Consider the following 23225-nt stretch of genomic DNA (forward strand, 5'->3'; position numbering starts at 1 on the left):
CCCCGGCCAGCCGGCGGCAGCGGTGAGCTGCTCGCGCGGTGGCCGGGGGCGTGATCGCTTGCGGGTCAGCCCAGGGAGGGCAGCAGGCCGGCCGGCATCAGCGCGTTGAGGCCGCGCGCGGCAAGCAGCATGCTGGCCGCCTCGATGTCCGGGGCGAAGAAGCGGTCTTCCTGGTAGTAGGGCACCTGGGCGCGCAGCAGGCCGCGCGCCTGTTCCAGCTTCGGCGAGGTCTTCAGTCCGGTGCGGAAGTCGAGGCCCTGGCAGGCGCCCAGCCATTCGATGGCGAGGATGCCGCGCACGTTGTCGGCCATGCTCCACAGGCGCTTGCCGGCGTTCGGCGCCATGGACACGTGGTCTTCCTGGTTGGCCGAGGTCGGCAGGCTGTCGACGCTGTGCGGGTGGGACAGGGCCTTGTTGTCGCTGGCCAGCGCCGCGGCGGTGACCTGGGCGATCATGAAGCCGGAGTTGACCCCGCCGTTGGCGACCAGGAACGGCGGCAGCTGCGACATGTGCATGTCCATCATCAGCGAGATGCGGCGTTCGGACAGCGAACCGATCTCGGCGATGGCCAGCGCCAGGTTATCGGCGGCCATGGCCACCGGCTCGGCGTGGAAGTTGCCGCCGGAAATCACGTCGCCTTCGGCGGCGAACACCAGCGGGTTGTCCGACACGGCGTTGGACTCGATCTCCAGCACCTCGGCGGCCTGGCGCAGCTGGGTCAGGCAGGCACCCATCACCTGCGGCTGGCAGCGCAGCGAGTAGGGGTCCTGGACCTTGTCGCACTTCTCATGGGACTGGGCGATCTCGCTGCTGGCGCCGAGCAGGTCGCGGTAGGCGCTCGCCACGTCGATCTGCCCGCGCTGGCCGCGGGCGGCGTGGATGCGCGCATCGAACGGGGCGCGCGAGCCGAGCATGGCCTCGACGCTGAGGCCGCCGCACACGGTGGCGGCAGCGAACAGGTCCTCGCCCTCGAACAGGCCGCGCAGGGCGTAGGCGGTGGACGCCTGGGTGCCGTTGAGCAGGGCCAGGCCCTCCTTGGCGGCCAGGGTCAAAGGCTCGAGGCCGGCCACCGCCAGCGCCTCGCGGCCGTCGATCCACTGGCCCTGGTAGCGCGCCTTGCTCTCGCCGAGCAGCACCAGCGACATGTGCGCCAGCGGGGCGAGGTCGCCGGAAGCGCCGACCGAGCCCTTCAGCGGGATGTGCGGGTAGACCTCGGCGTTGATCAGGGCGAGCAGCGCGTCGATCACCTTGCGGCGGATGCCGGAGAAGCCGCGCGCCAGGCTGTTGACCTTGAGCAGCATGATCAGGCGCACCATGGCGTCGTCCAGCGGCTCGCCGACGCCGGCGGCGTGGGACAGCACCAGCGAGCGCTGCAGCTTCTCCAGGTCGGCCGGGGCGATGCGGGTCGAGGCCAGCAGGCCGAAGCCGGTGTTGATGCCGTAGGCGGTGCGGCCCTCGGCGATGATGGCCTCGACGCAGGCCACGCTGGCGTCGATGGCGGCGTGGCAGCCGCTGTCGAGGGTCACGCGCAGCGGCTGCTGGTAGGCGGAACGCAGTTGGGCGAGGGTCAGCTGGCCGGGGACGAGGTGCAGGTTGTAGGTCATGGCTCAGGCTTCCTTCACAGTGTTGATCATCGGCAGGTCGAGACCCTGCTCATGGGCGCAGTCGATGGCGATCTGGTAGCCGGCGTCGGCGTGGCGCATCACCCCGGTGCCCGGGTCGTTGCGCAGCACGCGGCCGAGGCGGGCGTGGGCGTCCGGGGTGCCGTCGGCGACGATCACCACACCGGAGTGTTGCGAATAACCCATGCCCACGCCACCGCCGTGGTGCAGCGACACCCAGGTGGCGCCGCCCGCGGTGTTCAGCAGGGCGTTGAGCAGCGGCCAGTCGGACACGGCGTCGGAGCCGTCGAGCATGGCCTCGGTCTCGCGGTTGGGGCTGGCCACCGAGCCGGAGTCCAGGTGGTCGCGGCCGATGACGATCGGTGCCTTCAACTCGCCGTTGGCGACCATCTGGTTGAACGCCTGGGCGAGGCGCGCGCGGTCCTTCAGGCCGACCCAGCAGATGCGCGCCGGCAGGCCCTGGAAGCTGATGCGCTCGCGGGCCATGTCCAGCCAGCGGTGCAGGTGCGGGTTGTCCGGGATCAGTTCCTTGACCTTGGCGTCGGTCTTGTAGATGTCCTCCGGATCGCCGGACAGCGCCACCCAGCGGAACGGGCCGATGCCCTGGCAGAACAGCGGGCGGATGTAGGCCGGGACGAAGCCGGGGAAGTCGAAGGCGTTCTGCACGCCCTCTTCCAGGGCCATCTGGCGGATGTTGTTGCCGTAGTCGAAGGTCGGCACGCCCATCTTCTGGAAGTCGAGCATGGCCTGCACGTGCACGGCCATCGAGCGCTTGGCGGCCTTGGCCACCGCTTGCGGCTCGGTCTTGCCGCGCTCGACGTACTCGTCCCAGCTCATGCCCAGCGGCAGGTAGCCGTGCAGCGGGTCGTGGGCGCTGGTCTGGTCGGTGACCATGTCCGGGCGCACGCCGCGGCGCACCAGTTCCGGGAGGATCTCGGCGGCGTTGCCGCACAGGGCGATGGACACCGCCTTGCCCTGGCTGGTGTAGCGGTCGATGCGCGCCAGGGCGTCGTCTAGGTCGCTGGCCTGCTCGTCGACGTAGCGGGTGCGCAGGCGGAAGTCGATGCGCGACTGCTGGCACTCGATGTTCAGCGAGCAGGCGCCGGCGAGGCTGGCGGCCAGCGGCTGGGCGCCGCCCATGCCGCCGAGGCCGGCGGTGAGCACCCAGCGCCCGGTCAGGTCGCCGTTGTAGTGCTGGCGGCCGGCCTCGACGAAGGTTTCGTAGGTGCCCTGGACGATGCCCTGGCTGCCGATGTAGATCCAGCTGCCGGCGGTCATCTGCCCGTACATGGCCAGGCCCTTGCGGTCCAGCTCGTTGAAGTGCTCCCAGGTGGCCCAGTGCGGCACCAGGTTGGAGTTGGCCAGCAGCACGCGCGGGGCGTCCTTGTGCGTCTCGAACACGCCGACCGGCTTGCCGGACTGGATCAGCAGGGTCTGGTTGTCCTCCAGGCGCTCGAGCACCTCGACGATCTTGTCGTAGCACTGCCAGTTGCGCGCGGCGCGGCCGATGCCGCCGTAGACCACCAGGTCCTCGGGTTTTTCCGCCACGTCCGGGTGCAGGTTGTTCATCAGCATGCGCAGCGGCGCTTCGGTCAGCCAGCTCTTGCAACGCAGGGTGGTGCCGGTCGGTGCGGCGATCTGGCGGCTCGGGTCGTGGCGGGGATCGACGGTGCTCATCGGGGTTCCTCTTTCGCTTGTTGTTGTCGGGGCGTGGGGGTTGGGTTCAGCCGTGCAGGGACAGCTTGTGGATCAGGCGCGCCGCCACCCGGGCGGTGCGGTGGTCCTGGTCGTGCTCGGGATTCAGTTCGGCCAGCTCGGCGAGCAGTAGCTTGCCGCTGGCCTGCAGGCGCTCGATCAAGGGCTCGAGCAGGGCGACCGAGACGCCGTGGGCGGCCGGCGCGCTGACGCCGGGGCCTTCCCAGGCCGGCAGCACGTCGAGGTCGACGGTCAGGTACACCGCATCGCAATCGGCGATGAAGGCGTCCAGCTCGGCGCCGATGCTCTCCAGGCTGCTCTCGCGGATCTCGAAGTCCTCGCGCACCAGCACGCCCAGCTCGCTGGCACGCTGGAACAGCGCGCGGGTGTTGGCGGCACGGCTGACGCCGAGGCAGGCATAGCGGAACGGCCAGCCGCGTACGGCGCAGGCCTCGGCGATCTGGGCGAAGGGCGTGCCCGAGGAGTGGATATGGGCCGGGTCGCGCAGGTCGAAGTGGGCGTCGAAGTTGACGATGGCCAGGCGCGGCGCGCGGCCCAGCTTGTTGGCCAGGTGCGCGGCGATGCCCTGCCAGCTGCCGTAGGCCACCTCGTGGCCGCCGCCGAGGACCACCGGCAGATGGCCGGCGTCGAGCAGCTCGGCGACGCTGGCGCCGAGACGCTGCTGGGCGCCGTCGAGGTCGCCATCCAGACAGCAGACGTCGCCGGCGTCGAAGGCCTGGCCCTGGCGGTGCCAGGCCAGGTTGGCCAGCAGCTTGCGGATCGCCGCCGGGGCGCTGGCGGCGCCGACACGGCCCTGGTTGCGGCGCACGCCCTCGTCGCAGGCGAAGCCGAGCAGGACCAGGCCCGGCTGCCGGCTCTCGCCCAGCGGCTGGATGCGCTGGTGCCAGCGCGGGCTGTCGGCCTCGGGGTCGACGCGGCCGCTCCAGGCCTCCAGGTTCAGGCGATCAACGTTCATTCGTAACGACTCCATTGAAGATGCGCTGGCGCAGGCGCCCGGCCTGCACCGCGTAGGCCAGCTCGGCGGCGTGCTCGACGTTCCACAGGCACAGGTCGGCGGGCAGGCCCTCGGCGATGCGCCCCAGCTGCGGGCGGCCGAGGGCGCGTGCACCATGGGCGGTCATGCCGGAGAGCGCCTCGCATGGGGTCAGGCGGAACAGGCTGCAGGCCAGGTTGAGCAGCAGGGTGGGCAGGAACAGCGGCGAGGTGCCGGGGTTGGCGTCGCTGGCCACCGCCATCGGCACGCCGTAGCGGCGCAGCAGTTCGATCGGCGGGCGCTGGGTCTCGCCGAGCACCAGGAAGGCGCCGGGCAGCAGGGTGGCGACGGTGCCGGCTGCGGCCAGGGCGGCGACGCCGGCTTCGTCGAGGTATTCGATATGGTCGGCGGACAGGCCTTTGTGCCTGGCCACCAGCGCGCTGGCGCCCTGGTTGGACAGCTGCTCGGCGTGCGCCTTGACCGCCAGGCCGTGGCGCGCGGCGGCGGCGAACACCCGTTCGCACTGTGCCGGGCTGAAGGCGATGTTCTCGCAGAACACGTCCACCGCATCGGCCAGCCCCTCGGCGGCGGCTGCCGGGATCATCTCCGCGCAGACCAGCTCGATGTAGGCATCGCTGCGGCCGGCGTACTTCTCCGGCAGGGCGTGGGCGCCGAGCAGGGTGGTGACCACCCGTACCGGCAGTTCCGCGCCGAGGCGGCGGGCGACGCGCAGGATCTTCAGCTCGTCCTTGAGGGTGAGGCCGTAGCCGGACTTGATCTCCACGGTGGTCACGCCGTCGGCGAGCAGCGCTTCGAGGCGCGGGTGGGCCAGGGCGAACAGCTGGTCCTCGCTGGCGGCGCGGGTGGCGCGCACGGTACCGAGGATGCCGCCGCCGGCGCGGGCGATCTCGGCGTAGCTGGCGCCCTCCAGGCGCTGCTCGAACTCGCCGGCGCGATTGCCGGCGTACACCAGGTGGGTGTGGCAGTCGACCAGCCCGGGGGTCAGCAGCCCGCCGCGGCCGGCCAGCGTGGCGCCGGCGACGCGGGCCTCGTCCAGCGCAACCATCGGGCAGAGCAGGGCGACGCGGCCGTCCTCGACCAGCACGGCCATCGGCGCGGGCAGCTCCTGCAGGCCGTCGAAGACGCTGACGTCGCGCCACAGCAGGCGCTGGTGGGGAAGTGCGGGCATGGGTGGATGACCTTCGGCTGGCGTTGTTTGTATATACAATATGAGCGAGGGCGCAGGCCGTCAAGCATTGCAATCGCCGTTGGTCCGGCGAGCCGCCCAGGCGCTGGCCGGGAAACCCCAAGGTGCCCTGATGTGCCGCGGCTTTGACGGCTTGCCGTGGGCAGCCGTACGGCAGTCTGCTTGTCATCGACCGGGCGGCGGGTGACGGGCGGCGGGACGTCTTGCGGTTGCGCGGCATCAGTCTATGTATATACATTTGCGCGACAGCGATCATCGACCATGTCCATATAGAGAGGAGTGCAGGAGCATGCGCAAAGTCAGCCTGGCCGCGGCGCCGCCCATGCCGTGGAAGAACGGCGGCGGGGTGACCCGCGAACTGGCCATCGCGCCGGCCGGCGCCGGTATCGACGACTTCGACTGGCGCATCAGCTGCGCGCAGGTGGCGAGCGGCGGAGCGTTCTCGGCCTTTCCCGGCGTCGACCGCAGTCTGGCGGTGCTCGACGGCGCTGGCCTGCGCCTCGACTTCGCCGGTGGCGCGCCAGTGGCGCTGGGCGCGGTTTGCGCGCCGCTGCAGTTCGCCGGCGAGCAGGCGGTGAGCGCCGAGCTGCTGGGCGGCGCGGTCGGCGACTTCAACGTGATGACCCGGCGCGTGCGCTGGCGCCACCGCCTGGAGGTGTGGGTGCTGCACGGCCGGCAGGCCCTGCGTCGCGAGGCCGAGCTGGAGCTGCTCTACTGCGCAGCCGGGAACCTCGACGGCTGGCTGGCGGATGCCAGGCCGTTCTCCCTGGCGGCCGGCGAGGGGTTGTTGTTCGGCGAGGACGAGCGGGACGGCGGCATCCTGCTGTTGGAAGCGCTGGAGGCAGCCCGCCTGCTGCGGGTGCAGCTGTGGCGGCGCTGAGCGGGTGCATCAGGGCACGGGTGGTTCGGGCGGCTCGTGCTGGTCGAGGGTTTCCTGCAGGGCGCTGTGCAGGCGGGCATGCACGCGCGCGAACCAGCGCCAGAGCAGGGCGAGCAGCACCGCGGCGAGCAGGCCGATGAGCAGCAGCCACTCGCCTGGCGGCAGGATGCTCGAGCTGAACGCGGCGAGCAGCGGCAGGAAGCTGCCGAAGGTCAGCAGCGGAATCAGCTCGGCGAGCACCCGGCGCACCCGTGGCGGGCGGTGGCTGTGCCCGCCAAGGTCGGCGAGGAACAGCGACAGCGCCTTGAGGCGGTGGTAGGCGGCGAGGAGGAACGGCAGCGACAGCAGCAGCGCCGCGCCCCAGATCAGCGCCTTGTGCAGGTTGGGCTGCGGCAGCCACCGGTCGAGCCAGAGGTCGATGGGTTCGGCGAAGTAGCCGCCGGCGAGGAAGATCGCCGCCACCAGCGCCAGGTTGACCACGGCATGCAGCAGGCTGCGGCGGATCAGTGCCGCCAGCACGGCGTTCTGGCCCGGCAGCTGGATGCTGCGCAGCCAGGCGCCGTAGGCGCTGAACACCCGCGCTACGCTGCTCGGCACGGCGTCGGACAGGCGCCGCGACAGCGGTGCGGCGGCGCGGATCAGGTAGGGGGTGGTCAGGGTGGTGATGGCCGATACCGCCACCGCCACCGGGTAGAGGAAGTCGCTGGTGACCTTCAGGCTGACGCCCAGCGCGGCGATGATGAAGGAGAACTCGCCGATCTGTGACAGGCCCATGCCGACGCGCAGCGAGGTACGCCCGTCGTGGCCGGTGACGAAGGCGCCGAGGCTGCAGCTGAGGATCTTGCCGAGCACCACGGCGAGGCTGATCGCGGCGATCGGCCAGGCATGCTCGCGCAGCACGGCGGGGTCGATCAGCAGGCCGATGGTGACGAAGAAGATGGCGCTGAACATGTGGCGCAACGGCTCGACCAGCCGCTCGATCTGCGCCAGCTGGCGCGACTCGGCCATGATCGCGCCGCTCAGGAAGGCGCCCAGCACCAGGCTGTAGTCCAGCTTGATCACCAGCAGGCAGAAGCCGAAGCACAGGCCGAGCACGGCGATCAGCAGGGTCTCGTGGCTTTCGAAGTGCGCCACGTAGGCGAGGATGCGCGGCACCAGCAGCAGGCCGACCACCAGCGAGGCGAGGATGAACAGCAGCAGCTTGCCGAGGGTGGCGAGCACCTCGGCCGGCTCCACCGTGCCGCTGGCGGCAACCCCGGAGAGCAGGACGATCAGGCCGATGCCGAGGATGTCCTCGACGATCAGGATGCCGAAGATCAGCTGGGCGAAGGGCTCGTGCTTCATCTTCAGGTCGCCGAGGGCCTTGACGATGATGGTGGTCGAGGAGATCGCCAGGATCGCGCCGAGAAACAGCGCATCCATGGGGCTCCAGGCGAACAGGCGGCCGATGTGGTAGCCGAGCCAGATCATCGCCACGATCTCGAAGAAGGCGGCGAGGATCGCGGTGGGACCGACCTTGAGCAGCTTGCGCAGGCGGAACTCGAGGCCGAGGCCGAACATCAGGAACACCACGCCCAGCTCGGCGAGGATGCGGATGGTGTCCTCGTCGCTGATCAGGGCGACCGGCCCGGTGTGCGGGCCGATGAGAAAGCCGGCGACGATGTAGCCGAGCACCACCGGCTGCCGGAGGCGGTGGCAGAGCACCGTCACCAGGCCGGCCACCAGCATGAGCACGGCGAGATCCTGGATGAAGGCGATGGCATGCATGGCGCGCGCTCCTCTGCCGCGGGTCGCCCGGCAGCGTGCGAATGGCCGCACCGGGCGCCCTGTTCGATGATAGGCGGGTCTGCCCGTCACGCGAACCTTTGCGATATACTGCGCGACTTTCGACCGGTCACGCAGTCCGGTCCACACTCTTTCGCAGACAAGCCACGCGCGGTTTTCCGGCGTGGCTTGTTGGTTTTTGTCGCGCCAGGCTGGCGCAGAACAAGAGGCACGACGATGAGCGCACTGGTAGGCGTGATCATGGGCTCCAAATCCGACTGGAGCACCCTCAGCCACACCGTCGACATGCTGGAAAAGCTCGGCATTCCCCACGAGGTCAAGGTGGTCTCCGCCCACCGCACCCCGGATCTGCTGTTCCAGTACGCCGAACAGGCGGAAGAGCGCGGCCTGGAAGTGATCATCGCCGGTGCCGGCGGCGCCGCCCACCTGCCGGGCATGTGCGCGGCCAAGACCCACCTGCCGGTGCTCGGCGTGCCGGTGCAGTCGTCGATGCTCTCCGGCGTCGACTCGCTGCTGTCGATCGTGCAGATGCCCGGCGGCATTCCGGTCGCCACCCTGGCCATCGGCAAGGCCGGCGCGATCAACGCCGCGCTGCTGGCGGCGAGCATCCTCGGTGGCAAGCACCCGCAGTTCCACGAGGCGCTCAAGGCCTTCCGCGCCCAGCAGACCGAATCGGTGCTGGAAAACCCGGACCCCCGCGAAATCTGAGGCGAACTCCCATGAAGATCGGCGTAATCGGTGGCGGCCAGCTGGGTCGCATGCTGGCTCTGGCGGGCACTCCGCTGGGGATGAACTTTGCCTTCCTCGATCCGGCGCCGGACGCCTGCGCCGCCGCGCTGGGCGAGCACCTGCGCGCCGACTACAGCGACCCGGACCATCTGCGCCAGCTGGCCGACGAGGTCGATCTGGTGACCTTCGAGTTCGAGAGCGTGCCGGCCGAGACGGTGGCCTTCCTCTCCCAGTTCGTGCCGGTGTACCCCTGCGCCGAGTCGCTGCGCATCGCCCGCGACCGCTGGTTCGAGAAGTCGCTGTTCAAGGACCTCGGCATCCCCACCCCGGCCTTCGCCAACGTGCTGGACCAGGCCGACCTCGACCATGCGGTGATCGAGATCGGCCTGCCGGCGGTGCTCAAGACCCGCACCCTGGGCTACGACGGCAAGGGCCAGAAGGTCCTGCGCAAGCCCGAGGACGTGGTCGGCGCCTTCGCCGAGCTGGGCAGCGTGCCGTGCATCCTCGAGGGCTTCGTGCCGTTCAGCGGCGAGGTGTCGCTGGTGGCGGTGCGCGGTCGCGACGGCGAGACGCGCTTCTACCCGCTGGTGCACAACACCCACGTGAACGGCATCCTCAACCTGTCGGTGGCCAGCAGCAACCACCCGCTGCAGGCGCTGGCCGAGGACTACGTCGGCCGCGTGCTGAAGCAGCTGGACTACGTCGGCGTGCTGGCCTTCGAGTTCTTCGAGGTCGACGGCGGCCTGAAGGCCAACGAGATCGCCCCGCGGGTGCACAACTCCGGGCACTGGACCATCGAAGGCGCCGAGTGCAGCCAGTTCGAAAACCACCTGCGCGCCGTCGCCGGCCTGCCGCTGGGCTCGACCGCCAAGGTCGGTGAGAGCGCGATGCTCAACTTCATCGGCAGCGTGCCGCCGGTGGACAAGGTGGTGGCCATCGACGACTGCCATCTGCACCACTATGGCAAGGCCTTCAAGGCCGGGCGCAAGGTCGGCCACGCCACCCTGCGCAGCAAGGACCTGGCGACCCTCCAGGCGCGCATCAAGGATGTCGAGGCGCTGATCGAAGGCTGATCGCGGCCCTCTGTGGAAGGCCCACTCTCACGGCGATGCCGGCCAACGGCCCGCCCAGAAGCAAAAGCTTCGCCCCGAGATCGGGCCTTCCACAGGACAAGACGCCCATGGCGTCCGCCGTTCCCGCCGACTAGGCTGCTGACAGGCTCACCTTGCGCGGAGAACTCGTCATGGGCATCCTCGGCACCATCCTCATCGGCCTGCTGGTCGGCGTGATCGCACGCTTTCTCAAGCCGGGCCACCAGCCGATGGGCTGGATCATAACCATCCTGCTCGGCATCGGCGGCTCGGTCCTCGCCACCTACGGCGGTCAGGCACTGGGCATCTACCGCGCCGGGCAGGCGGCGGGCTTCATCGGCGCGGTGATCGGCGCCATCATCCTGCTGATCGTGGCCGGTTACCTGAGAAAATCCTGACGCGGCGTCCCGGCGCCGTCTGCCTTCTGCGAGATCCGCATGCGCCTGTTCGCCCTCTGCCTGACCCTGATCGCTACCCTGAGCCACGCCGAGCCGGCGGAAACCGACTGGCTGGAATTGCTGCCGGCCGAGGATCTGGCGGCGCTGGAGGCGATGCCGGAAATCGACCACCAAGGCGCCGAGGGGGACAGCGCCTTCTACGGCGCCGGTGGGTTGAAGCAGCAGGCGGACCTGCCGGCGGTGATGTACTCGACGCGTACCGTGGCCGCGCTGGACGGCAAGGCGCTGCGCCTGGGCGGCTATCCGGTACCGCTGGAAACCACCGCCGACGGCCGCTTCCACACCTTCTTCCTGGTGCCCTATCCCGGCGCCTGCATCCACGTGCCGCCGCCGCCGCCGAACCAGATCGTCCTGGTGCGCTACCCGCAAGGCGTGGCCCTCGACGACATCTACGCGCCGCTATGGGTCAGCGGCACCCTGCAGGTCGAACCGGTCAGCAACGATCTGGCCGACGCCGCCTATGCGCTGGACGCCGACAGCGTGCGTCCGGTCGAGGAAGCGGACCTGTAGGCCTGCCCGGCAGGCCATCCCGGCACTGCTGTGGACTCCCGAAAACAACCGGGGCCGCCCTGCGGCAGCCCCAGTGCGCCCCGTGTTCGCTTCAGCCCGGCTGGCCGGCCAGGCGCTGCTGCTGGATGCGCTGCTGCTTGTAGGAGCGCGCCGCCGCCGGGATCGGCGTGCTCTGCCCGGTTTCCAGCCAGCGGCGCACGCGGGTGGCGTCGCCGATGTGGGTGCGCTTGCCGTAGGTGCCCAGCAGCACCATGGCCACCGGGCGCTGGTCGACGCGGGCCAGCATGGCCAGGCAGTGGCCGGCCTCGTTGATGAAGCCGGTCTTGGTCACCTCGATGTCCCAGCCGGGATTGCGCACCAGCGGGTTGGTGTTGTTGAAGCCCTGCACATAGTTGGGCTTCTGGAAGTGCGCGCTGCGGCTCGGTGTGGTGCTCAGCTCGCGGATCAGCGGGTACTGCCGCGCGGCCTTGAGCAGGCGCACCAGGTCGCGGGCGGTGGAGACGTTGAATTCGGACAGGCCGGTGGGCTCGACGAAGCGGGTACGGGTCATGCCGAGGGCCTTGGCCTTGGCGTTCATCGCCGCGACGAAGCGGGCATGGCCGCCCGGATAGTTGTGCGCCAGCGCGGAGGCGGCGCGGTTCTCCGAGGACATCAGCGCCAGGCGCAGCATCTCCTTGCGGCTGATCCGGCTGTTGACCCGCACCCGCGAGTAGACGCCGCGCAGCTCGCGGGTGTCGTGGATGGCCACCGGGATCACCTCGTCCAGCGGCAGGTTGGCGTCGAGGCTCACCACCGCGGTCATCAGCTTGCTGATCGAGGCGATCGGCACCACCGCGTCCGGATGGCTGGAGAACAGCACCTGGTCGCTGTTCAGATCGACCACCAAGGCACTGCTGGAGGCCAGCTCCAGACGGGCCGGGTCACGGGCGGCACGGCCATCGGCAGCCCCGACATTCGGGGCCAAGGCAATGCATGCGCATGACAGTAACAGACCGAATATCGAGGAACGGATTTTCATGGAAGGTGGCTCGCTGTTTCGCGTGGAAATGAGGTCGGGGCAGCGGTCCTTGCTAGTGTTCACAGTATAGAGAACGCCTGCCGGCCTGTCGGTTCCAAATCGTCTCTGCAGCGCCCGGCTGATGCGGATTTCACGCTTCGCCGGGCGTCGCCGCGCCGGGGCTGGACGGGCGGTTTGTTTGGCGGGGTCGGCTGGTCTGGCGCCTGGATTGACTTTGCGCGCTGTGCCGCTCGAAGATGTGTGAAAAATTCAACGAGGTGTTCAAGCATGAACTCCAGTGGAATCGCCGAAACGGCGGTGCAAGCCCTTGCCGCACGCGAGCGCCAGCGCTTTCTCGAGCAGCATCCGCAGTCCGTGGCGCTGGCCGGGCGCGCTCGCCATGCGCTGTTCGGCGGCGTGCCGATGCACTGGATGAGCGACTGGTCGACGCCGGTGCCGCTGTTCGTCGAGCGCGCCGAGGGCGCGCGCTTCGTCGACGTCGACGGCCGCGAGTACGTCGACTTCTGCCTGGGCGATACCGGCAGCATGTTCGGCCACTCGCCGGCGCCGATTGCCGCGGCCCTGCGCGAGCAGGCCGGGCGCGGCCTGACCACCATGCTGCCCGGTGAGGATGCGGTGGTCTGCGGCGAGCGCCTGGCCGAGCGCTTCGGCCTGCCGTTCTGGCAGGTGACGACCACCGCCACCGACGCCAACCGCTTCGTCCTGCGCTGGGCGCGGGCGATCACCGGGCGCAAGGTGATCCTGGTGTTCGATGGCTGCTACCACGGCACCGTCGACGAGGCCATGGTGCGCACCCGCGACGGCCACACCGTGCACCGTCCGGGGCTGATCGGCCAGGCGCGCAACCTGACCCAGCACAGCCGCGTGGTGCCGTTCAACGACCTGGCCGCGCTGGAGGCGGCGCTGGCCCCCGGCGACGTGGCCGCGGTGCTCTGCGAGCCGGCGCTGACCAACATCGGCATGGTGCTGCCGGCGCCCGGCTTCATGGCGCGCCTGCGCGAGCTGACCCGCCAGGTCGGCACCCTGTTGATCGTCGACGAGACCCACACCCTGTCCACCGGCCCCGGCGGCTGCACTCGCGCCTGGCATCTCGAACCGGACTTCCTCACCGTCGGCAAGGCCGTCGCCGGCGGCGTGCCCTGCGCGGTGTACGGCTGCAGCGCGGCGATGGCCCAGGCCATGCAGATCGCCCGCGAGCACGCCAGCGAGCTGAGTTCGGGCCACGGCCACAGCGGCATGGGCACCACCCTGTCGGCCAACGCCCTGGCCATGCACTGCCTGCGCGCCAACCTGGAGCAGGTGATGACGCCGGCGGCCTACGAGCACATGCTCTGGCTGGCGGCGCGTCTGGCCGAGGGGCTGCGTAGCCTGATCGCCAGGCACGCCCTGCCCTGGTCGGTGACCGAGCTGGGTGCGCGCTGCGAGTTCCAGTTCTGTGCGCAGCCGCCACAGAACGGCGCCGAGGCCGAGGCGGCCTTCCACGACAGCCTGCAGATGGCCCTGCACCTGTACCTGATCAACCGCGGCATCCTGATCACCCCGTTCCACAACATGACCCTGTGCAGCCCGCAAACCACTGCCGGCGACGTCGACCGCCTGCTCGCCAGCCTCGATGCGGCGCTCGCCGAGCTGCTGGCGCTTCCCGGCGCGCGGGAGGAATGAGCATGCCTTTCGCCGATCTTGCCGAAGCCGACGCCTTTCTCGCCGCCCACCCCGAGGTGCACAGCATCGAGCTGTTCATCATCGACCCCTGCGGCGTGCCGCGCGGCAAGCTGCTGCGCCGCGAGGAGCTGCGCGCCGTCTACCAGAACGGCCGGCCGCTGCCGAGCAGCATCCTCGGCCTGACCATCCGCGGCGAGGACGTCGACGCCACCGGCCTGGTCTGGGAGGTCGCCGACGCCGACTGCTGGGCCTTCCCGCTGCCCGGCAGCCTGCAGCTGCAGACCTGGCGCGCCACGCCGACCGCCCAGCTGCAGGTCAGCATGCACCCCGAGCAGGGCCTGCCGGCCAGCGTCGCCGATCCGCGCCACGTGCTGGCCCGCCAGGTCGAGCGGCTCAAGGCCGCCGGCTACCATCCGGTGATGGCCGCCGAGCTGGAGTTCTACCTGCTCGACCAGCAGCGCGACGCCACGGGCCGGCCGCAGCCGGCACGCCAGGGCAACGGCGTGCGCCCGCAGGCGCCACAGGTCTACGGCGTGCTCGAACTGGAGCAGCTGGCGCCGTTCCTCGACGACCTCTACGCCGCCTGCACCGCCCAGGGCCTGCCGGCGCGCACGGCGATCTCCGAGTACGCGCCCGGCCAGGTGGAAATCACCCTCGAGCACCGCAGCGACGCGCTGCAGGCGATGGACGAGGCGGTGCGCTACAAGCGCCTGGTGCGCGGGGTGGCCAACCAGCATGGCTACCAGGCCTGCTTCATGGCCAAGCCGTTTGGCGAGCTGGCCGGCAGCGGCCTGCATATGCACGTCAGCCTGGCCGACGCGGAGGGCAACAACCTGTTCGCCAGCGAGCTTTCTGGCCTTGAAGGCGGCGTCTCTGCCGCCGGGACGGGAGCCCCGCTGCTGCGCCAGGCCGTCGCCGGCCTGCTCGACACCCTCGAGGACGGCCTGGCGGTGTTCTGTCCCAACGCCAACTCGTTCCGCCGTTTCCAGGCCAACAGCTACGCGCCGCTGGCGAAAAGCTGGGGGATCAACAACCGCACCGTGTCGCTGCGCATACCGGGCGGTCCGGCGGCCAGCCGGCACATCGAGCACCGCATCTGCGGCGCCGACGCCAATCCGTATCTGGCCGCCAGCCTGCTGCTGGCCGGCATCCACCACGGCCTGCGCGAGCGGCTCGACCCCGGCGCGCCGATCGCGGGCAACGGCTACGCGCAGGCCCGTGAGACCCTGCCCACCGACTGGCTCACCGCACTGCGCGCGCTGGAGCACTCGACCTGGGCGCGCGAGGCGCTGGGCGAGGACTTCCACCGCGTGTACCTGGCGATCAAGCAGGAGGAGTACCGCCAGTTCATGGGCGAGGTGGGCGAGCAGGACTGGCGCTGGTACCTGGGACATGCCTGAGACGCGGCGAGCGGCGGGGCAGAAGGGCGGCGCACTATTGCGCCAGGGGTAAAATGTCCTTGCCGCAAGTCGGGACAGTCGCGCACCATGGCCGCCATAGCTCAACTGGCAAGGCTTCGCAAACGCGACAATTCGCCGCAGTTTGCCGCACGTTGTCCCAACGTTCGTCACATGCCCCCGCGAGGTCCGCAAAGTCGCGGCGGACGCGCTCCGGCGCGCTGGCGAAATTGCTCGACACAGCCGCTGTGCATTCGACTAAAGTAGCGACCTCACCACCAGCCGACGAGCTTGAACTACCCATGCAATCCGGTAACGCACAGCTGAACATGACCGTCCTGATGACTCCGGACAAGGCCAATTTTTCCGGCAATGTGCATGGTGGCACGCTGCTCAAGTATCTCGATGAAGTGGCCTACGCCTGTGCCAGCCGCTATGCCGGTCGCTACGTGGTGACCCTGTCGGTGGACCAGGTGATCTTCCGCCAGCCGATCCATGTCGGCGAGCTGGTCACCTTCCTCGCCTCGGTCAACTACACCGGCAGCACCTCGATGGAAATCGGCATCAAGGTGATCACCGAGGACATCCGCAACCAGTCGGTACGTCACACCAACAGCTGCTACTTCACCATGGTGGCGGTCGATGGTCACGGCAAGTCGGTACCGGTACCGCCGCTCGATCCGAAGACCGCCGACGAAAAACGCCGCTTCGCCCAAGCCCAGCAGCGCCGGCAGATCCGCCGCGAGCTGGAGGAGCGTTACAAGGCAATCATGGGCCACGACTGAGGTTTCCTATGCCGGTATCGCGCTGCCCGTATTGCTGCCTGGTGCTCGTGCGGGGCGGCGCATGCTGACGCTCGGCGAACTGACCCTGCTGCTGCTGGCCGGCGGCGTCTGCGCCTGGCTATGGCATGCCCATGGCGTGCACGAGCACGCCCTCAAGCTGGTGCGCCAGGCCTGCCTGCGCGAGGACGTGCTGCTGCTCGATGACAACGTGGCCTTCCGCCGCCTGCGTCTGCTGCGCGACCGCAGCGGGCGCCTGCGTCTGGCGCGCGAGTACGGCTTCGAGTTCACGGTGACCGGCGAGCAGCGTCATCCCGGCCGCCTGGTCCTGCTCGGCCGCAGCCCGGCGCAGATCGAGCTGGCACCGCATCCGTTCCGCGAGCCGGCGGACTCCGCCGAGGGCGAGGCGGAGCGGGTGGTCAAGCTGGACGAATGGCGCCGCCGCCATCCGCCGCAGGGGCGCTGACGCCTCCGGCGCCGCGATCCAGCACGCGCCACTCTCACGAAACCCGCAAGGCCACCAGCTCGGCAGCTAGCTAGCCGCCGAGGAGGTAGTCGCGCACCCGCACGGCACACTCGTCCGGCTGCTCCTGCATGAAGCAGTGGCCACCGGCGATGCGCTGCGCGCTGACGTGGTGGTTGAGCGCGCACCAGCGCGCCACGCCCTTGCCGACGAAGGGGTAACTGTCCCCGCCATGCACGACCAGAGTCGGCGTGCTCACCGCGGCCAGCGACCGCCACAGGCGGCGCGGGTAGGAGGCGAAGATCTCCGCCTCGCGGCTCGGCCGGCACTTCAGCGCGACCCCGTCGCCGACCGCCTGCAGCGCATGCTCGACATAGGCGTGCAGCGCGGCATCGCTCCAGCCACGGAAGATCCCCCGCCCGTGCAGCCCGGCCCAGGCCGCGGCGCGGTCCGGCCACTGGCTGCGCCGCTCTCGCGCCTGGCGTGCCAGTGCGCGGCGCTCCTGCAGGCCGAGCAGTTCGGACAGCGCCATCACGCCGATCATCGCCGGTGGAAACAGTACCGGGTCGAGCAGCACCGCGCGCTGGAACAGTTGTGGCTCGCTGGCGAGGATCAGGCCGCTGAGCACTCCGCCGAAGCTGTGTCCGCAGGCGAAGCGCGGTACCGCGCCGAAGCGTTCGCGGCCGGCGGCGAAAGCTTCCACCGCCAGCTCGGCGCTGCGGTTCCAGCCGTGGAAGCGCCCGCCGTGGTCGCTGTCGCCGTGGCCCTGGACGTCGCACAGCCACAGGTCGAAATCCCGGCTCAGCAGCGCCAGCAGCGGTTCGTAGGTACGCCCGCAGAAGCCGTTGCCGTGCAGGAAGTGCAGCAGCGGCTTGCCCGAGGGCGCGCTGTGCCAGCCACGCAGGGTGAAGCCGGCCGAAGTAGGGTGGGACCAGGGGTGCAGGGTCATGGCGACTACGGTAGCGAGAGTGAGTGGCGCAGTTTAGCAGCCCGCCCGCTCAGGACAGCCAGCCCAGCAGCAGCGGCAGGCTGAGGGCGGCGAGCAGGGTCTGCAGGGTGATGATGCCGGCCATCAGGTGGCTGTCGCCGCCCAGCTGGCGGGTCAGCACGTAGGCGGTGGGGGCGGTGGGCAGGGCGAAGAACAGCACCAGCAGGGTGCTCTCCATGGCCGGCAGGGCCAGGGCGCGCGCCACGCCGAAGGCCAGCAGCGGCATCAGCAGCAGGCGCGCCAGGCTGTTGGCGAGCAGCGCGGGGCCTTCGCCGCGCAGCTGGTCCGGGCGCAGCGCGGCGCCGACACAGAGCAGACCCAGCGGCAGGCTGGCGGCGGCGAGCAGGCCGAGCAGGCGCTCGCTGCCGCCCGGCAGGCCGAGGCCGGAGAGGTTGAGCAGCGCGCCGCCCAGGCAGGCGAGGATCAGCGGGTTCCTGGCGATCGGCAGCAGCAGGCCGCGCACGCTGACCCCGCGCTCGGCGCTCAGCGCCCACACCGACAGCACGTTCACCGCCGGCACCAGCAGGGCGAGCATCAGCGCCGCCAGGGTCAGCCCCGCTGCGCCGAACAGGCTGCCCACGGTGGCCAGGCCGAGGTAGGTGTTGAAGCGCAGGGCGCCCTGGACGATGGCCCCGAAGCGCGCTGCCGGCCAGCCGCGCAGGCGGCGCAGCGCCAGCAGCCCCAGCCAGCCGAGGCCGAGGGCCAGCAGCACCGCCAGCGCCAGGCGCGGCAGCGCCGGGTTGTCCAGCGGCGCCGTTGCGAGGCTGCTCAGCAGCAGGGCGGGGAACAGCACGAAGTAGTTGAGTCGCTCGGCACCGGGCCAGAACGCCTCGCCGGGGAAGTCGCTGCGACGCAGCAGGTAGCCGGCGACGATCAGCGCGAACAGCGGCCAGAGGGCGAGCAGCAGGGGCGACATGGCAGCTCCGTTGCAGGGCGGCGCGGGTGCCGCAGGTCCGAGGGGATGTGAGTCGGCAGTCTAGCGGCAAACGCCGCGGTCAGGGCAGCTGCAGGCCGCCGCCGGCGCGGTGCAGTTCGCGCAGCTGGGTGCCGAGCTGCCTGAGGTTGGCTTCGCCGTCGTCCAGCTCGCGGCGGCGTTCGGTGGTGAGCAGGGCCAGCAGCTGGCTGTCGAGCTGGTCGCTGAGCTGGCGCAGCTGCGCCTGGCGCTGGCTGCTCTCGCGCTCCAGGCTCTGCCATTCGCCGGGTTGCGGCAGGCCGTAGCCGCCGTCGAGCAGCTCGGCCGGGCGGCTGAGGAAGCCGCTGTGGGCCAGCAGCTGTTCGAGGGTGCGGTCGGCGCTGGCGTTGCTCTGGCCGCGTTCGCGGCGGCCGAGGTAGGCCTGCTTGAGGTCGTCCTGGGCCAGCTGCAGCTGGCGGCGCCGCGCAGCCTGTTCGAGCAGCAGCAGGGCGGCGCTGGCGCGCAGGTCGGCGGCGGCGAAATGGCGGCGCCGCTCGCTGGCCGGCCGGCCCAGCCAGTCTTCCACCGTTTCCTGCGGCAGCGCCAGGCGCTCGCGGGCGATGGTGAACATCGCCTGGTAGCGCTCGCGGAAGGAGTCGAAGCGATAGCCCAGGCGCAGCGCCTCGCGCGGATCACGCAGCACGCTGCGGTCGGCCAGGCCGCGCCCCTCGAGCAGGGCGAGCAGACCGCTGGGGGTGATGCTGTCGAGGTCGGTGAGGCGTGGGTCGGCGCTGCCACTTCTGAGCAGTTTGAGGGTCTCCACCGCGCAGTTGTTGCCGATGAACCAGTAGTCGCCGTCGTGGCTCCAGTGCAGTTCGGCGGCGCGCTGGCCGAGGGCGCGGATCTGCGCGTGCGACAGGCGCAGCGGGATGGAGGCCAGGCTGCGCAGCTCGACCTTGGTGTATTCGTCGATCACCTGGCCCAGCGGCAGGACGAACAGCCGCGACGGATAGGCGCCGGTCAGGCCGTCCCAGCTGGACAGCTGCACGTCGCCGACGAAGGCGCGGTAGGACAGCACCAGGTGCTGGTCGAGGTCCAGCCGGCAGTCGGGGCCGCGCGGCCGGCCGGGGGCGCAGACCACCAGGCGCAGCATGCTGTGGCCCCAGCGGCTGACCCACTGGTCGTTGGCCTCGGCGAACAGGTAGTCGACCGCGTAGATCCGCTCGGGGTCGAGGCGGCCGAGTGGTTGACGGGCGAAGTCGCTGCCGGCGTTGAGAAAGGCCAGTTCGCCGGCGCAGTCGGCGGCGCCTGGCGGCGTCCAGGCGAAGTGTTCGGCCAGGTAGCGGTGCAGGCTCGGTCGGCGGCAGGCGTACTGCGGGTCGAGCAGGAAGTACTCCAGGTTCACGGCGAGGAACTCGCGCGGGTTGCTCAGCTCGTAGGCGTCCGGGCTGCGCAGCCACTGCGGGTTGTCCGCCTCGCGGGCGCCGCGCTGGCCGACCCGCTGGGCCCAGCCGGCCAGATCGAGCAGGCGCGGGGCGTCGGAGAGGGTGAAGCGCCGCTGCGTCTGCCCGCGGCACTCGGCCGGCAGGCCGACCTCGCCGCGGCTGGCGAGCTGCCGGCGGCAGCGCTGGATCAGCTGCGCCTCGGCGGCCGGCCAGGTGCGGCTGCGGTCGTACAGGTGGGTCAGTTCGTGGAGCAGGGTGGCCAGCAGCTCGCGGCGCAGGGTGCCGTGGGGACGGCCGCTGGCCTGGCTCGCCGCGCTGCCGTCGGCCAGCGCCGGCAGCAGGCGGGCGTTGAGTTCGAAGGCGTCGAGGCGGGTCAGGCGGCCGTAGACCTCGGTCGGCAGCTTGTGGCTCCAGCGCACCGCGACCGTGCGCGGCACTTGCCGGCGCAGGCGCGGCGGCAGGGCGACCAGCGCCTCGTCGAGCAGGGCCTGGCTGGCCTGGCGTTCGCCGGCGCTCAGGCCGGCAGCGTGCAGCTGCAACTGCAGGGACGGCGGCGCGGCGCTCGCGCTGGCCGGCGCGAGGCCGGCGAGCAGCAGGGCGAGACCGCCCAGCGCCGCACGCCAGTTCGTCACAGGGCGAGCAGGGCCTGCGCCAGTTCGGCGTCGCTGGCCTGGCGGGCCTCGGGTACGCGCTCGCGCACTACCTGCAGGGCGGCTTCCAGCTGGGCGCCGCGGATGCTGCCTGCGCTGGCGACGAAGCTGGCGGCGTCGTCGCGGGCGGCCTGCACCACCTTCATGTCGCGAACCGAGGTGGTGGTGTCGGAGGTGAAGTCGAAGCTGCGCTCGAGGGCGCGGATCACGATGTTGCTGGTGGCGACCAGGGTCTGGGCCTGGGCGCTGCCGGCGGCGAGCAGGACGAGGGTGGCGGCGATGAGCGAACGGCGCATGTCGGTATTCCTGAGGGCGTGGACGAGGCGCGTAATGTATTGATTCGCAGGGCTCTGTGCCAGACGTGCAGCGCCGCGGCGTGAGCTGGGTGGCGTCTGCACGGCGCTGGCGCGCTTACAGGGCGAGGATCGCCCGGGCCAGCTGCTGGTCATCGGCCTGGATCTGCGGCGCCTGGGTGCGGATGTGGCGCAGCGCGGCCTCCAGGCGGGCGCCGCGGATGCTGCCTGCGCTGGCGACGAAGCTGGCGGCGTCGTCGCGGGCGGCGAGGACGACCTTGTCGTCATCGAACGAGGAGGAGATGTCGCTGGTGCTTTCACTGGCGTTGGCGATCAGGCCGCCGAGGGTATCGGTGGTGGCGACGAAGCTGGTGGCGGAGGCGTGGCTGGCGAGTGCCAGCAGGGCGGCGCCGGCAAGCAGTGGGAGGCGGGTCATGGGGGGCAAGTCCTGTGCAGAGTGAGTCGGTAGGTTGGACAGCTGGAGGCGTGCCGGGTTCGCGGCCTGGCGGTTGGTGTGCGTTCAGATTGCCGCAGCGCGCGCAGGCGGGCAACGGCAGGCATGGCGGCACGGGAACCCGGAAACGACTGCGCCGCCCGAAGGCGGCGCAGTGGTGCAGCGTTCAGTGAATCAGGCGGAGCCGATTACTTCTTGCCCAGCATGTGGCCGGTCTGCTGCATGTTGGTGTGCCAGGAGAAGGCCTCGCTGAGGATGTGCGGGGTCTGGCCGCCGACGGTGGCGCAGGCGCGATCGAAGTAGTCCTGCATCGCCGGGCGGAAGTCCGGGTGTACGCAGTGGTTGATGATCACCTGGGCGCGCTCGCGCGGGGCCAGGCCGCGCAGGTCGGCCAGACCCTGCTCGGTGACCAGGATGTCGACGTCGTGTTCGTTGTGGTCGACGTGCGGGGTCATCGGCACGACGCTGGAGATGGCGCCGCCCTTGGCCACGGACTTGGTGACGAAGATGGCCAGGTGGGCGTTGCGGGTGAAGTCACCCGAGCCGCCGAGGCCGTTCATCATGTGGGTGCCGTTGACATGGGTGGAGTTCACGTTGCCGTAGATGTCGAACTCCAGCGCGGTGTTGATGCCGATGATGCCGATGCGGCGGACGATCTCCGGATGGTTGGAGATTTCCTGCGGGCGCAGCACCAGCTTGTCCTTGTACGTGTCGAGGTTGGCCATCACGTGGTGGCACATGCGCTCGGACAGGGTGAAGGAGCAACCCGAAGCGGCAGCCAGTTTGCCGGCATCGAACAGCTCGAAGGTGGAATCCTGCAGCACCTCGGAGTACATGGTCATGCCGCTGAAGTTGGACTTCAGCAGGCCACTCATCACGGCGTTGGCGATGGTGCCGACGCCGGCCTGCAGCGGCAGCAGGCTCTCGGTCAGGTTGCCGCGCTCGACTTCCTGCTCGAAGAAGGCGATCAGGTGGTTGGCGATGGCCTGGGTTTCGTCGTCGGACGGCAGGACGGCGGAGTAGGAGTCTTCCTGGTCGGTGATGACGATGGCGGCGATGCGCGCCGGGTCGACCGGGATGTAGGTGGTGCCGATGCGGTCCTGGCCGTTGATCAGCGGGATCGGGGTGCGGCCCGGGCGCTTGGGCGGCAGGTAGATGTCGTGCAGGCCTTCCAGGGCGGCAGGGTGGGCCAGGTTCAGCTCGACGATGACCACGTCGGCTTCGGCGAAGCTGGCCGAGTTGCCCACGGAGGTGGTCGGCACGATGCCGCCGTTTTCGGTGATGGCGCAGGCTTCGATGATCGCTACGTTGACCTTCGGCAGGCTACCGGCACGCAGTTGCTCGGCGGTGTCGGACAGGTGCTGGTCGATGAACATCACTTCGCCGCTGTTGATCGCCTTGCGCAGGCCGGCGTCGGACTGGAACGGCATGCGGCGGGCGAGCAGACCGGATTCGGCCATCAGCTTGTCCATGTCGTTGCCCAGGCTGGCGCCGGTGATCAGGGTGATCTTCAGCTCTTCGTGGCGGGCGCGCTCGGCCAGGGCGATCGGCAGGGCCTTGGCTTCGCCGGCGCGGGTGAAGCCGCTCATGCCGACGGTCATGCCGTTCTTGACCAGCTTGGCAGCTTCGGCTGCAGTGGTGATCTTGTCGGTCAGGGATTGCAGACGAATACGATCGGAGTACTGAGACATGGAGCGGTTCCTTTGATACGGCCTGGGACGAACACAGTCCTCCGAGTCTAAGGATTCGCCATCGTTACGCCTTTAATACTAAGGTCGTAATGCGCTGAACGGTTTTTCGCCGCATTCGCGACCTTTTGCCGCACAAAAAGCCGCCGCCCGGGGGCGGCGGCGTCTGTTGCGCGGTTTTGCGGCGGGGTTACTCAACCGCCTTGAGCATGTCCTCGATGACCTTCTTGGCGTCGCCGAACACCATCATCGACTTGTCCATGTAGAACAGCTCGTTGTCCAGACCGGCGTAGCCGCTGGCCATCGAGCGCTTGTTGACGATCACGGTGCGCGCCTTGTACGCCTCGAGGATCGGCATGCCGGCGATCGGCGAGTGCGGATCGGTCTTCGCCGCCGGGTTGACCACGTCGTTGGCGCCGAGCACCAGCACCACGTCGGTCTGGCCGAACTCGGCGTTGATGTCGTCCATCTCGAACACCTGCTCGTAGGGCACCTCGGCCTCGGCGAGCAGCACGTTCATGT

The 23225-nt window shown here is 70.1% G+C and carries 22 protein-coding genes; 9 read left to right on the top strand and 13 right to left on the bottom strand.

Features of this window, described 5'->3' with window-relative positions:
• Positions 1-65 precede the first annotated feature (65 nt).
• From hutH to hutI, 4 genes are read right to left on the bottom strand one after another with little or no spacing between them, the layout of a single operon-like run.
• The gene (gene hutH / locus BMZ19_RS15470; RefSeq protein ID WP_090312436.1) at positions 66-1604 is read right to left on the bottom strand and encodes a histidine ammonia-lyase; all 1539 of its coding nucleotides are present in this window, start codon (positions 1602-1604) and stop codon (positions 66-68) included.
• A 3-nt stretch (positions 1605-1607) separates the two neighbouring features.
• Positions 1608-3299 carry a urocanate hydratase gene (hutU, locus tag BMZ19_RS15475; protein WP_090312438.1) on the bottom strand — a complete coding sequence of 564 codons (1692 nt, stop codon included), beginning with the start codon at positions 3297-3299 and terminating at the stop codon, positions 1608-1610.
• Positions 3300-3345: 46 nt separating this feature from the next.
• Entirely contained in the window at positions 3346-4293 is a 948-nt protein-coding gene (gene hutG, locus BMZ19_RS15480; protein ID WP_090312439.1) for a formimidoylglutamase, read from the bottom strand.
• Positions 4283-5500: an imidazolonepropionase gene (hutI, locus tag BMZ19_RS15485; protein ID WP_090312441.1), complete on the bottom strand. Its 1218-nt coding sequence runs from the start codon at positions 5498-5500 to the stop codon at positions 4283-4285. The genes hutG and hutI overlap by 11 nt, the downstream gene beginning before the upstream one ends.
• A gap of 307 nt (positions 5501-5807) precedes the next feature.
• On the opposite strand from hutI, the gene BMZ19_RS15490 reads away from it, so the two are divergent.
• Positions 5808-6398 carry a HutD/Ves family protein gene (locus BMZ19_RS15490; RefSeq protein ID WP_170847788.1) on the top strand — a complete coding sequence of 197 codons (591 nt, stop codon included), beginning with the start codon at positions 5808-5810 and terminating at the stop codon, positions 6396-6398.
• 9 nt (positions 6399-6407) lie between these two features.
• Here BMZ19_RS15490 and BMZ19_RS15495 read toward each other — a convergent pair whose 3' ends face one another.
• Complete coding sequence (locus tag BMZ19_RS15495) at positions 6408-8165, bottom strand: cation:proton antiporter (RefSeq protein ID WP_090312444.1); 1758 nt, start codon at positions 8163-8165, stop codon at positions 6408-6410.
• A 234-nt stretch (positions 8166-8399) separates the two neighbouring features.
• Between BMZ19_RS15495 and purE the strand changes: the two genes are divergently transcribed.
• The 4 genes from purE to BMZ19_RS15515 all read left to right on the top strand — a co-directional run bounded on the left by purE (position 8400) and on the right by BMZ19_RS15515 (position 10971).
• Positions 8400-8891, top strand: coding sequence for a 5-(carboxyamino)imidazole ribonucleotide mutase (gene purE, locus BMZ19_RS15500; protein ID WP_090312445.1), 492 nt, complete (start codon positions 8400-8402; stop codon positions 8889-8891).
• A gap of 11 nt (positions 8892-8902) precedes the next feature.
• A complete protein-coding gene (locus BMZ19_RS15505) occupies positions 8903-9985 on the top strand; it encodes a 5-(carboxyamino)imidazole ribonucleotide synthase (RefSeq protein WP_090312447.1) in 1083 nt (360 codons plus the stop codon).
• Positions 9986-10155: 170 nt separating this feature from the next.
• Positions 10156-10401, top strand: coding sequence for a GlsB/YeaQ/YmgE family stress response membrane protein (locus BMZ19_RS15510; protein ID WP_090312450.1), 246 nt, complete (start codon positions 10156-10158; stop codon positions 10399-10401).
• A gap of 39 nt (positions 10402-10440) precedes the next feature.
• Positions 10441-10971: a DUF3299 domain-containing protein gene (locus BMZ19_RS15515; protein ID WP_090312452.1), complete on the top strand. Its 531-nt coding sequence runs from the start codon at positions 10441-10443 to the stop codon at positions 10969-10971.
• A gap of 91 nt (positions 10972-11062) precedes the next feature.
• On the opposite strand, the gene pbpG is transcribed toward BMZ19_RS15515, so the two are convergent.
• A complete protein-coding gene (gene pbpG, locus BMZ19_RS15520) occupies positions 11063-11989 on the bottom strand; it encodes a D-alanyl-D-alanine endopeptidase (protein ID WP_090312453.1) in 927 nt (308 codons plus the stop codon).
• A 267-nt stretch (positions 11990-12256) separates the two neighbouring features.
• On the opposite strand from pbpG, the gene BMZ19_RS15525 reads away from it, so the two are divergent.
• The 4 genes from BMZ19_RS15525 (at position 12257) to BMZ19_RS15540 (ending at position 16296) form a co-directional block, all read left to right on the top strand.
• Positions 12257-13651 carry an aspartate aminotransferase family protein gene (locus BMZ19_RS15525; protein ID WP_090312455.1) on the top strand — a complete coding sequence of 465 codons (1395 nt, stop codon included), beginning with the start codon at positions 12257-12259 and terminating at the stop codon, positions 13649-13651.
• Between the two features lie 2 nt (positions 13652-13653).
• The gene (locus BMZ19_RS15530) at positions 13654-15051 is read left to right on the top strand and encodes a glutamine synthetase family protein (RefSeq protein ID WP_090312457.1); all 1398 of its coding nucleotides are present in this window, start codon (positions 13654-13656) and stop codon (positions 15049-15051) included.
• Positions 15052-15350: 299 nt separating this feature from the next.
• A complete protein-coding gene (locus BMZ19_RS15535) occupies positions 15351-15833 on the top strand; it encodes an acyl-CoA thioesterase (RefSeq protein ID WP_090312458.1) in 483 nt (160 codons plus the stop codon).
• 61 nt (positions 15834-15894) lie between these two features.
• A complete protein-coding gene (locus BMZ19_RS15540) occupies positions 15895-16296 on the top strand; it encodes a DUF3301 domain-containing protein (protein WP_090312460.1) in 402 nt (133 codons plus the stop codon).
• A 70-nt stretch (positions 16297-16366) separates the two neighbouring features.
• On the opposite strand, the gene BMZ19_RS15545 is transcribed toward BMZ19_RS15540, so the two are convergent.
• From BMZ19_RS15545 to BMZ19_RS15575, 7 genes are all read right to left on the bottom strand, one after another.
• Positions 16367-17242, bottom strand: a complete 876-nt coding sequence (locus BMZ19_RS15545) for an alpha/beta fold hydrolase (protein ID WP_090312461.1) — start codon at positions 17240-17242, stop codon at positions 16367-16369.
• A gap of 49 nt (positions 17243-17291) precedes the next feature.
• Entirely contained in the window at positions 17292-18197 is a 906-nt protein-coding gene (locus tag BMZ19_RS15550; RefSeq protein WP_090312463.1) for an AEC family transporter, read from the bottom strand.
• A gap of 79 nt (positions 18198-18276) precedes the next feature.
• Positions 18277-20250, bottom strand: a complete 1974-nt coding sequence (locus tag BMZ19_RS15555) for a DUF7844 domain-containing protein (protein WP_090312465.1) — start codon at positions 20248-20250, stop codon at positions 18277-18279.
• Positions 20247-20564 (bottom strand): DUF2388 domain-containing protein, encoded by a 318-nt coding sequence (locus BMZ19_RS15560; protein ID WP_090312466.1) that lies wholly within the window; start codon positions 20562-20564, stop codon positions 20247-20249. Before BMZ19_RS15560 ends, BMZ19_RS15555 begins: the two co-directional genes overlap by 4 nt.
• Before the next feature lie 115 nt (positions 20565-20679).
• Positions 20680-20997 (bottom strand): DUF2388 domain-containing protein, encoded by a 318-nt coding sequence (locus tag BMZ19_RS15565; protein ID WP_090312468.1) that lies wholly within the window; start codon positions 20995-20997, stop codon positions 20680-20682.
• A gap of 206 nt (positions 20998-21203) precedes the next feature.
• Positions 21204-22706, bottom strand: coding sequence for a succinyl-CoA:acetate CoA-transferase ScpC (locus BMZ19_RS15570; protein ID WP_090312470.1), 1503 nt, complete (start codon positions 22704-22706; stop codon positions 21204-21206).
• Positions 22707-22893: 187 nt separating this feature from the next.
• Positions 22894-23225, bottom strand: a 332-nt coding sequence (locus BMZ19_RS15575; protein WP_139214695.1) for an NAD(P)(+) transhydrogenase (Re/Si-specific) subunit beta, incomplete at its 5' end; no start/stop codon positions are given.

The organism is Pseudomonas linyingensis (genome assembly GCF_900109175.1).
GTDB lineage: Bacteria > Pseudomonadota > Gammaproteobacteria > Pseudomonadales > Pseudomonadaceae > Geopseudomonas > Geopseudomonas linyingensis.